Origin of the sequence: Streptomyces sp. CB02366, assembly GCF_001905905.1 — a bacterium.
In the GTDB taxonomy this organism is placed as follows: domain Bacteria; phylum Actinomycetota; class Actinomycetes; order Streptomycetales; family Streptomycetaceae; genus Streptomyces.
In genome coordinates this window covers 150,590-160,401 of sequence record NZ_LIVT01000012.1, presented here as the reverse complement: position 1 = coordinate 160,401, position 9,812 = coordinate 150,590, and the positions used below count along the sequence as shown (strand labels likewise).

Annotated in this window: 9 protein-coding genes and 3 pseudogenes; 6 read left to right on the top strand and 6 right to left on the bottom strand. The window is 67.2% G+C overall.

Translation table 11 applies throughout. From position 1 onward, the window contains the following. Window positions 1-703: RICIN domain-containing protein (locus AMK24_RS26770; RefSeq protein ID WP_206780348.1), on the top strand; the 703-nt coding region annotated here is incomplete at its 5' end. 936 nt (window positions 704-1,639) lie between these two features. Beyond that, complete coding sequence (locus tag AMK24_RS26760) at window positions 1,640-2,434, top strand: nuclease-related domain-containing protein (RefSeq protein ID WP_073771449.1); 795 nt, start codon at window positions 1,640-1,642, stop codon at window positions 2,432-2,434. Between the two features lie 25 nt (window positions 2,435-2,459). Here AMK24_RS26760 and AMK24_RS26755 read toward each other — a convergent pair. Both AMK24_RS26755 and AMK24_RS26750 read right to left on the bottom strand, forming a co-directional pair. Then, window positions 2,460-2,897, bottom strand: a pseudogene (locus AMK24_RS26755) (transposase family protein); the annotation flags it as partial. A 63-nt stretch (window positions 2,898-2,960) separates the two neighbouring features. Continuing rightward, window positions 2,961-3,962: a magnesium and cobalt transport protein CorA gene (locus tag AMK24_RS26750; RefSeq protein ID WP_073771448.1), complete on the bottom strand. Its 1,002-nt coding sequence runs from the start codon at window positions 3,960-3,962 to the stop codon at window positions 2,961-2,963. Window positions 3,963-4,097: 135 nt separating this feature from the next. Here AMK24_RS26750 and AMK24_RS26745 point away from each other — a divergent pair, with 135 nt between their 5' ends. After that, window positions 4,098-4,502 (top strand): DUF1622 domain-containing protein, encoded by a 405-nt coding sequence (locus AMK24_RS26745; protein ID WP_073771447.1) that lies wholly within the window; start codon window positions 4,098-4,100, stop codon window positions 4,500-4,502. Window positions 4,503-4,904: 402 nt separating this feature from the next. Here the strand turns inward: AMK24_RS26745 and AMK24_RS34930 are convergent. Further along, window positions 4,905-5,090: pseudogene (locus AMK24_RS34930) on the bottom strand (TetR family transcriptional regulator); the annotation flags it as partial. Window positions 5,091-5,096: 6 nt separating this feature from the next. On the opposite strand from AMK24_RS34930, the gene AMK24_RS26735 reads away from it, so the two are divergent. Beyond that, entirely contained in the window at window positions 5,097-5,285 is a 189-nt protein-coding gene (locus AMK24_RS26735) for a hypothetical protein (protein WP_384579327.1), read from the top strand. A gap of 183 nt (window positions 5,286-5,468) precedes the next feature. Here the strand turns inward: AMK24_RS26735 and AMK24_RS26730 are convergent, their stop codons facing one another. Continuing rightward, window positions 5,469-6,956, bottom strand: coding sequence for a SulP family inorganic anion transporter (locus tag AMK24_RS26730; RefSeq protein ID WP_242435260.1), 1,488 nt, complete (start codon window positions 6,954-6,956; stop codon window positions 5,469-5,471). Window positions 6,957-7,369: 413 nt separating this feature from the next. Here AMK24_RS26730 and AMK24_RS26725 point away from each other — a divergent pair, with 413 nt between their 5' ends. Further along, on the top strand, window positions 7,370-7,783 hold the full coding sequence (locus AMK24_RS26725) for a MerR family transcriptional regulator (protein ID WP_199876507.1): 414 nt from the start codon (window positions 7,370-7,372) through the stop codon (window positions 7,781-7,783). A 38-nt stretch (window positions 7,784-7,821) separates the two neighbouring features. On the opposite strand, the gene AMK24_RS34925 is transcribed toward AMK24_RS26725, so the two are convergent. Beyond that, on the bottom strand, window positions 7,822-8,043 hold the full coding sequence (locus AMK24_RS34925; RefSeq protein ID WP_073771445.1) for a hypothetical protein: 222 nt from the start codon (window positions 8,041-8,043) through the stop codon (window positions 7,822-7,824). A gap of 600 nt (window positions 8,044-8,643) precedes the next feature. On the opposite strand from AMK24_RS34925, the gene AMK24_RS26710 reads away from it, so the two are divergent. Then, window positions 8,644-9,414, top strand: a complete 771-nt coding sequence (locus AMK24_RS26710) for an SAM-dependent methyltransferase (RefSeq protein WP_073771443.1) — start codon at window positions 8,644-8,646, stop codon at window positions 9,412-9,414. Between the two features lie 146 nt (window positions 9,415-9,560). Here the strand turns inward: AMK24_RS26710 and AMK24_RS32755 are convergent. Beyond that, window positions 9,561-9,782: pseudogene (locus AMK24_RS32755) on the bottom strand (IS701 family transposase); the annotation flags it as partial. Window positions 9,783-9,812 lie beyond the last annotated feature (30 nt).

Here is a 9,812-nt window from a genome sequence, read left to right as displayed (position 1 = left end):
CGTCAAAGCGGAGCAAGTTCAGTCTTCCACGGCGCCGAGTTCCGTGTCCGAAGTCGATGCCACGGCCGGGGTTCACCTGCAAACCGAGGAATCCACGGGTTCGCAGCCCCACTGGACCAAGCGACGCACGGTCGCGCTCGCGGCCGCGCTCATGGTCCCGCTGCTCGCCCCGGCCGCCTGGGTGTTATTCGCCGACGGCCACGAAACTCCGGGCGCAGGCGCACCGGCTGCTGCAGCCGCCGCCTCCCGGACTCCCGCCGGCGGCTGGGTCACCATCCGCCCCGCCCCCGCACCCGATCTCTGCCTGACCGACGGGCGCGACCGCGACGGCACCTACAACAGCGCCATCGCCGTCCAACTGCCCTGCGCCCAGGCCGCCGTGCCGCGCACCTATCTCGAACCGATCGGCGAGGGCCGCTATCGCATCCAGTGGCACCACCCCCAGATGGGAAAGGGATGCCTGACGGTCATGGGCGCCGACCAGATCAAGGGCATGCTCGAACCACGTGATGACTGCACGCAAGGCACTCTGTTCCGCCTGGAACCCACCGCCGCTGACAGCGCCGGGGCTTTCCGGCTCCGCCCGGCCCACAACAGCCGGTGCATCGGCATTCTCGCCAACGACACCACCGAGGGGGCCGAAGCGATCGAAGAACCATGTACCGGAGCAGCCGACCAGCGCTTCCTCATCCGAGCGGACTGATCACCCGTACCTCGGATGGCTGGGGCTTCCGAGAACCCCGGGCTGGGACGGAACAGCAAGAGCGGCCACGGGCACCCGAGTGACATCAAAACTCGGTTCTGTCACAGATCTTGGGGAACCGTCGCGAAGCGTGACATCGTTGTTCGATTACGAAGGCCTGGCTCGCACGAGACGGCGTACGCCTTGTCGCCTGACGACCGGAAGTGACGCCCCCTCAGGTGCATTCCGTTCGCTCCTCCGGCTGACCGTGGCCAGTGATGGTTCTGGTCATGCGGACCGATGCACCGTTCTGGGATTCGCTGGTGTTCGACAGGATCGACGAGCTGGAGGTCGAGGCAGTTACGGTCACGTTCGGTAGGGTCGAGGGGTAGCAGGAGGCCGCGCCACATGTCCGGACTACAGCCGCTTCGCGGACGGGGTCCACCACCGTTACCAGCGCAGGCTGAAGGACCTTCCGCTCGCTGAACAGGGCATGGTGATCCGCCTGGTGGGCCGGCGATTCATTTGCGGATCGGCGGACTGGCCGCGCCGAACGTTCGCCACCCCGTTCTCCCGGCTGGCCGCGTCGTACGCGCGGTGCACCGTGGGCGGCGCGGTCGGATACGAGCCCGGCGATGGCCCGGTAGGTGTCGGGCAGAGTTTCGCGCCGGTGGGTCCAGGGGGTCAGCTGTTTCCAGGGTTTGTGATCGGCGAGCGCGGATCGTGTCCCGCATGTGGTGGAGGGGATCAAGGGTTGCGCGTTCCGATTTGAATCCCTGACCGCCGCCGCGGAAGCGGCGGCCCACGATGCGCCCTGCTGAGGCGAGTCGGACCGTCCGCGCGGCGGAACCCCGCCTCTGGCCTGCGAATCCCAGTGCCTTGATCCCTCGCACCACCCGGCGCGAAGCCATCGCGCTTTCGTAGCCAAGCGCATTCACGGATTCATAGACTGCGACGATGCTGACTGAAGTGCTTTCCGACCACCCCGGCCGCCAACTCCGGAAGACTGAGGGGGCGATCGAACGCCACCATCGCGAAGTCGTCGAACACTTAGCGGCTGTCACGGACCTTCGAGCACGACACGCCGCGTCACGGCGGTGGTGGCAGTTCGGCAAGCGGCTGACGCAGTACCTTGAGGTGCGCGAGCTGGAGGCCAGAGCACCAGTCATCGATCCGGCGCTCCTCCACCGCCAGGCGCAGCAGGAAGCAGGAGTGCTCGCCGAGGACACGGTGACCCACGCGCTCCAAGCACTGTCGGACGAATGGCTCCTGTTCCGCGGGTACACCAACCGCAGCGGCGAGGTCGACCACCTCCTCGTCGGACCGGGCGGGGTCTGGGCGATTGAGGTCAAAGGACGCAGCGTATGCGTCCACATACAGGGCGACTACTGGAGTTATGAAAAGTATGACCGGTACGGAAATCTCGTCGGCCAGGGAGCGTTGACTGACCGCCGAGGTCGCAGCTGGGGCCGTCAGGTCAGTGAGCCCGCCTCCGCCCTGCAGACCTTCCTCGCCACGCGCGGCGTGTACACCACGGTCCACACAGCTGTCGCGGTCATCAACGACCGGGCAAGCTTGGGCGTCTGCGACAACTGCCCCATCGATGTGGTGAGCATCGGCACGCACTACCTGCTGGACTCCATCCAGGCCCAGGGAACGGTTTTCGACGCCGGTAGCTGCCACAAGATCGCTGGGCTGATACGCCGCGACCACACCTTCCACGCGCAGTGCCGTGGATCACGACGCCGATGAAGCACGCCGTGAATGGGTCGATGAGCCTGTGGGCCTGGATCTCGGTGGCGTCCAGACGAAACTCGACACCCTCGGCCTGGGCATAGGCGAACACATCCGCCAGGGTCCGCAGCCGCAGGCCCAGATGTTCAGGGACCGTACATCAACGCTCGGCCAGGAGCCCGCGCATCTCTCCGATCGCAGGAGTGGCGGTGGAACGGTCGGCACCGGCCAGCAGAGCGAGGACGGAATGCGGGAGATCGTGCCGCAGGTGGGGCAGCGTGACGACCAGCCGGTCGACGAACAGCAGCCGATGCCGGGCACCGATCCCCGCCTCACGTTTCCGGGCCCCGCCGCGAGTCTTGCGACGGTGGCCCTCGACTACGGCCTGTCACGGGTCGGCCAACTCCCCTACCAGGCAAGCCAGATGCCGCCGACAGATCCCTGTGAACAGCTGAAGCGCGAGAACGCGCCAGTCGACCATGATCAGCACAGGATGGCTCCCCCCCACCTGACCATTCTTCAACTACAACCACGCACCAGCTCGTTAGAGCCAGCCGTTGCGGCGGAAGGCTCGATAGAGGAGCCCCGACGCTATCGCCATGAGCCCCAGCGCGAGCGGATAGCCAAAACTCCACCGCAGCTCGGGCATGTGCTCGAAATTCATCCCGTAGACACCGGCGACCATGGTGGGGATCGCGAAGATCGCCGCCCAAGCCGAGATGCGGCGCATATCGTCGTTCTGCCACGTCCCTACCCGCGCCTGCTGCGCGTCCAGGACCGAGTTCAGCAGCTCATCGAGGGTGCGTACCTCGGTGTCAGTACGGCCCAGGTGGTCCGCCACGTCGCGGAGGTAAGGCAGTACCTTCGGCGGATGCCCCTGCCCGTTCTGGCCTCGCCCGGTCAGGAGCCCCTGCAGGACGGGCACGAGGGGCTGTACGGCGTCACGGAACTCCCGCACCTCACGCTTGAGGGAGTAGATCTGTTCGGTGTGGTCGACGCGGGAGGTGGAGAAGACGCAGTCCTCCAGTTCGGTGAGCGCGGCTCGCACCTTGTCCGCGGCGTCGCTGTAGGCGTCCACGACGACGTCGAGGACGGCGTGCAGCACGGACAGCGGACCGAAGCGCAGCATGTCGGGGTCGGCTTCGAGTCGGCGGGCGGCTTCGGCGGCCGGATCGACCGAGCCGTGCCGCACGGTGAGCACGTAGCGGGGGCCGACGAAGACCATCAGCTCCCCGGTCTCCACTGCCGCCTCCTTATCGACGTACCAGAGGGTCTTGACCGCGACGGCCAAAACATCACCGAAACGCTCGCGCTTGGGACGCTGCTGCGCTTGGACCGCGTCCTCGACCGCCAAAGGATGCAGGCCCAGCTCCTCCGCCAGCTGCATAAGCTCGGCTTCCGCTGGGTCTACCAGGCGCACCCAGCCGAACTCGCCCTCTCCCAGGTCACGCAGCCGCTTCAACACCAGCTGGCAGGTCTCGTCCTCCATGCCGCACTCCACCGTCTCCGACCGGCCGGAGCGTTCCTCGTACATGACGCATTCCATCTCATGCGTATGCTTCGATACGCCGATTTCATGCGCCACCGGCCACCCCCGCTCGGATCCCCTTGGTCGCTCCCGCCTGCGCAGCCCCCTGTGGCGCACCGGTATGCCGGGAGGGGGGCGGGTAGACGGGCCGGTATGTCACTGCCAGCAGAACTGTTGTCCGAGTCGACGGTGCGGGACGTAATCGGGTGGCTCGTCCACGTGATCGAAGCCGCCGGAGCACTGATCATTTTCACGGGCGCCATCTGGGCTTTCGCCCGGTTTACCAGCACCGGACTTCGGAGACGTTCTCTGATCACCGAGTTCAACAAGATCCGCCTCAGCCTCGGACGCTTCCTGGTACTCGGCCTGGAGTTCCAGCTCGCCGGTGACGTCCTGCGTACAGCGGTCGCGCCCAGCTTCACCGAGATCGGCCAGCTGGCAGCCATCGCCGCCATCCGGACCGTCCTCAACTTCTTCCTCACCCGGGAGATCGCCCAGGAACGGGCAGAGATCGAGCGCGACCAGAAGCAAACCTCGGCAGGCCCCGCGGCCCTGTGAGCATGCGCATCCGGCCGTATCGCGCGTCGGGGGGTGAGGGCTGCCGTACGGGCTCGCGGAACCCACCGCTCGTCAAAGGGTGTGGGCCAGTTCGGGAGGGGGCGGTCTTTGAGGAAGCCGTCGAAGGTGCCACAGTCCTTCGGCGGCCGGCGGCCGATCCTCGGGAAACGGTGCGGTTTCTTGACGCCGGGTGGCTGGACTCGGCTGCCGCCGTCGGCGGCCACCGAGGGCCGGCGCGGCAAGGAGAGGCAGACAAGGCCGCAAGCCTGACGCGTGACCGGCCCGGCGGGCACGCCGGGCCGGTGGACGCTCAGTGCAGTGGAGGAAGTGGCCCGGATGGACGCCGTGCCCCGCTACGACATCCTCCACACCCGCGCTTGCGTCCGCTCCTTGTCTCCTCGATCACAGGCTCTCTTCCCGACGGACGGTGAAGGCGCCCGCGGCAGCCGCCAGGACTGCCGCCTTCGCGGCCCGTTGAGGGAGTTGGGGGTCCGGATCGGCATGCAGGAGCACTAGCTGGTGGTACAGGGGTGCGGTGGCGGCGATCAGCAAGCTTCGCGCGTCCGTGTGCTGTGCGGGGAGTTCACCGCCCGTGTGGACACCGCTGACGCCCCCGCCGAGACCCTTCGCGCGGCGCTAGACGTTCTGGTCACGGATCCAGAACGCGTCGACCGGTCCAAGCAGCTGCAGGCCGCCGCCCGGGCCGAGGACGGCACACTGCGCGCTGTTGACCTCATCGAGAACATGCTGGACCCCGCGCTCTGCACATTGCCGTTTCGGTGATCGTGCTGCAGCGTCGGGTGGTGGCGCCTCCCGAAGTGCTCGCCGTCTGCTGCCTGAATTCACGTGATCGCTCGCGAGGCTCTCTCAGAACTCTCACAGATGTTTCTTGGTGAGAACGCAGTAGGACCCCGACCGGCCTTCCGCTCCAGCGGTCGGGATCCTACTGCGTTCTGAGTACTGCGGTTAGTGGCTGGGGAGTTCGCCGGTGAGCCTGCCGTGGAGGTCGGCGCTCAGGTCGTTCAGCCCGGTGATCTCCACGGTCTTGCCGCGCTGGGCATACTTGGTTTCGATCGCGTCCAGAGCAGCCACGGAGGAGGCGTCCCAGACGTGGGCCCCGGACAGGTCCATGACGATCTTTTCGGGGTCGCCCGCGTAGTCGAACTGGCCGACGAGATCGTTGGAGGAGGCGAAGAACAGCTCGCCGGTGACGTGGTAGACGACCGTGGTGCCGTCGGGGTCGAGGACGCCGTGTACGCGAGCGAGGTGGGCGACGCGCTTGGCGAAGATGACCATGGCGGTGATGGAGCCGACGACGACGCCGATGGCGAGGTTCTCGGTGGCGACGACGACGATCACGGTGATGGCCATGACGGCGATCTCCCCGGCGGGCATCCGCTTGAGCGTCTTGGGGGCGACGGAGTGCCAGTCGAACGTCGCGAAGGAGACCATGACCATGACGGCGACCAGGGCGGCCATCGGGATGTCGGAGACCACCGGGCCGAAGGCGATGCACAGCACCATCAGGAACGCGCCCGCCAGGAACGTGGAGAGGCGGGTGCGGGCCCCGGACACCTTCACGTTGATCATGGTCTGGCCGATCATGGCGCAACCGCCCATGCCGCCGAAGAAGCCGGTGACGATGTTGGCGACGCCCTGGCCGATGGACTCACGGGTCTTGGAGGAGTGGGTGTCGGTGATCTCGTCGACGAGCTTGGCGGTCATCAGGGACTCCATCAGGCCGACCAGGGCCATCGCGAACGCGTACGGCGCGATCGTCGACAGGGTCTCCAGGGTGAACGGCACGTCCGGCAGGCCGGGCACCGGCAGGGAGGAGGGCAGTGAGCCCTTGTCGCCGACGGTGGGGACCACGATGCCGGCCGCGACGGTGATGACGGTCAGGATGACGATCGAGACGAGCGGGGCCGGGATCACCTTGGTGACCTTCGGGAAGAACACCATGAGCGCGAGCCCGCCGATGAGCAGCGGGTACACCGCCAACGGCACGTCGTGCATCTCGGGGACCTGAGCCATGAAGATCAAGATGGCGAGGGCATTGACGAAGCCGACCATCACCGAGCGGGGTACGAACCGCATCAGCTTCGCCATGCCGAGAGCGCCGAGGACGACCTGGAAGGCACCGGCCAGAATGACGGTCGCGATCAGATAGCCCAGTCCGTGTTCCCGGTTCATGGGAGCAATGACGAGGGCTACGGCACCGGTCGCGGCGGAGATCATGGCGCGGCGGCCGCCGACGATTGAGATCGTCACGGCCATGGTGAAGGAGGCGAACAGGCCGATGGCCGGGTCGACCCCGGCGATGATCGAGAAGGAGATCGCCTCGGGGATCAGGGCCAGGGCGACGACGAGGCCGGCGAGGATCTCGGTGCGCCAGACCTTGGGGTTGTTCAGCCAGTCGGGTTTGAGACCGCGCAACCGCGCGGCGGGAGTCACAGCGGCAAAAGACAAGGAGATGCGTACCTGTCGTGCTTGGGCACACCGCGGGCAGGGCCGGGGGTGCGGGAGGAGGCACGGGAGACCGGCCGGCATCCCGCGGGCGGCCCGATGCGGGCCGGGAAGTCGTGAAGGACGTGAGCCGGTGGCCGGGGCGGTACCCGGCCGGACGGTCACGTTCGAGGGCGAAGGGTCACGGCGGGCAGGCGGCGGCGATCGGCGTCATGGGCTCGGGCACGCTCTCTCCTGCAAGAATCGGATCTTCGCCGGGGGTGGCACAGGCCCCGGAACGGCAGCAGCGGGGCAGCCGGACCACCCTCACCTTCGTCAACTCTACCCTAACGTTAGAGTAGAGATCGGTGGGGTCGCACGGGATGCGGCCCGCCACGAGCAGAAAGGCCAGGCACATGGGCGTGGACGACAAGCACATGCAGATCGGCGAGGTCGCCACCCGCACCGAGCTGTCCCTGCGCACCATCCGGCACTACGAGGAGACCGGCCTGGTCACCCCCTCGGCCCGCTCCCAGGGCGGCTTCCGCCTCTATACCGAGACCGACGTCTCCCGGCTCATGGTGATCCGCCGGATGAAACCGCTCGGGTTCACGCTGGAGCAGATGCGCGACCTGCTGGCCGCCACCGACCGCCTGGACAGCGAAGCCGCTCTCGACGACGGCGAGCGCGAGGCGCTGCTGGAGCGCGTGCGGACCTACCGGCAGGCCGCCAAGGAACAGGTGGAGAAGCTGAGAGTCCAGCTCTCTCGCGCCGAGGACTTCGCAACCACTCTGGGCGCCCGTCTGGAGCAGAACGTCCCTGCCCCGCGTACCTGAACCTGCGGCACCGTCCCACCCCGGGCCAGGGTGCGCAGTCAGGCGTGAGGGGCGAGTTCGATCGAGGAGACGAGCAGGGCCACGGCCAGCTCCGGAATGAGCACCAGCTTCGAGAACACCCAGCAGCAGGCGCCCAGCACCTCACCGACGATTGAGCCCGCCGCCGTGACCAGCATGAAGCGGAGAGGGCCGCCGAGCACCACGAAGCTGCCGTCACGGCTGTAGCGGGCGAAGGCGACCAGTATGGTCGGCAGCGACACCAGCAGGGACTGGCTTCCCGCTGCAGGACGACCGCCGAGAGCGTGGCGGACCCGAGCAGGCCGACCAGGGGTGGCAGCCGGAATTCGGCGCTGCCCAGGCCGGCTATCCCACCCATCGCGGCACCGGCGCCGAAGACGACGGGTGCGGAATGCGCTGGGCGGAGCGGGGTGAGGTTCTGATCGGTGGTCATGAGGCGCATCCTTGACGGTGGCGGCCTGTGGCGGGACCTCACCTTCAGGGATGGCCACCGGTCGTCTGCTCAGGGTCTGTCCGGCTCTTCGAGCTCTGGGACAGCCATTAGGCCGTTCGCTGCGGTGCGCGATCTCGGCGACGTAGGTGTGGTCCTGGCCGGGCAGCAGTTCGGGAAAGCCCTCCAGGGCCCACAGCAGCTTGCGCTGGCGGGCCATGACCGGCTCAATGGCACAGACCGCCTCACAGATCACTGCGTCGGTGAGGGACGCACGGAACCGCTGGACCAGCCAGCACAGCTCCTCTAGCGAGTCGGCGCCGCCGTCCGGAGGATGGGACGGACGGGGATCGAGAGCCGACGCAGTAGGGCCAAAACGGGTTGCTACCGGGCATGTGATCGGTTTGGGTGCATGATCGTGACTGCTTTGAACGATCTCATACGTCCGGACCGCTATCCGCGCTCCTCCCGGTATGACCCCGCCTGGTTGCTCGACCTCGTCATGGGGCCGAACCCGTTGTGGCTGTTGGAAGACCTCGCCCACGATCTCGACCTGCGTCCGGGCATGCGGGTTCTCGACCTCGGCTCCGGCAAGGGCGCCACGTCGGTGTTCCTCGCCCGCGAGTACGGAGTCGACGTCGTCGCGGCCGACCTGTGGATCGCTCCCGAACAGGCGGCAGCGGTCTTCGCCGAGGCGGGCGTCAGTGACCAGGTGGAGGCCGTGCGAGCGGAGGCGCACGCCCTGCCGTTCGAGGAGCAGCGCTTCGACGCGATCGTCAGCGTGGACGCCTTCGAATACTTCGGTACGGCGGACAACTTTCTGCCCTACCTGCTGCGCTTCCTCCGACCCGGGGGACAGTTGGGCATGGCGACCCCGGCCATGACACAGGAGATCCGTGAACTCGGGGTGATACCGCCCCACATCAAGAAAGTGGTCGGCTGGGAAGCGATGGCCTGGCACACGGCGGAGTGGTGGCGTTTCCAGTGGGACATCACCGAGTTGGTGAAGGTCACATCCGCGCGGTTGCAGCAGAACGCCTGGCAGGACTGGCTGTTGTGGGCCCGGGCTGGCGCTGAACACCATCCCGACGGCCAGAGCGCGAACCAGCCCGTTATCGACATGCTCACCACAGACCGCGGAGAACTCCTCTCCTTCGCTCTGGTAACCGCACATGAGAATTGAGCAGACGCCACGTCGACGGTGTGTTTCTCTGGTCGTGATGGGAGAGACAGAACCTAGTACGGCCTGATGCCCTTCTTGTTCGTGTGCCTCGCCGCCTCCATCGGCGATTACCGCCCGCACTGGGGGCGGTCGCTGGCGTTCCTCTGCAGTTGCTCGATAACGAAGCCGCGGATGTCGTCGCGGACCGCATCGGCATCCCGCCTGGGCCTGGACAGCAGGGGCTGCAAGCCATCCGGAGTCGCGTTCCCGGCGTGCTCGGCGAGCGTCCAGCAGTTCTGGCGCGGCAGATCCGACAACAGGCCAAGGACGGACTTCCGTGCCCGGCGTCGCGGTTCCACCGGCGCGAACCGCGGCGCGATGCGGCCCATCACGGACTCGAACGTGTCCTGCCAACGGGC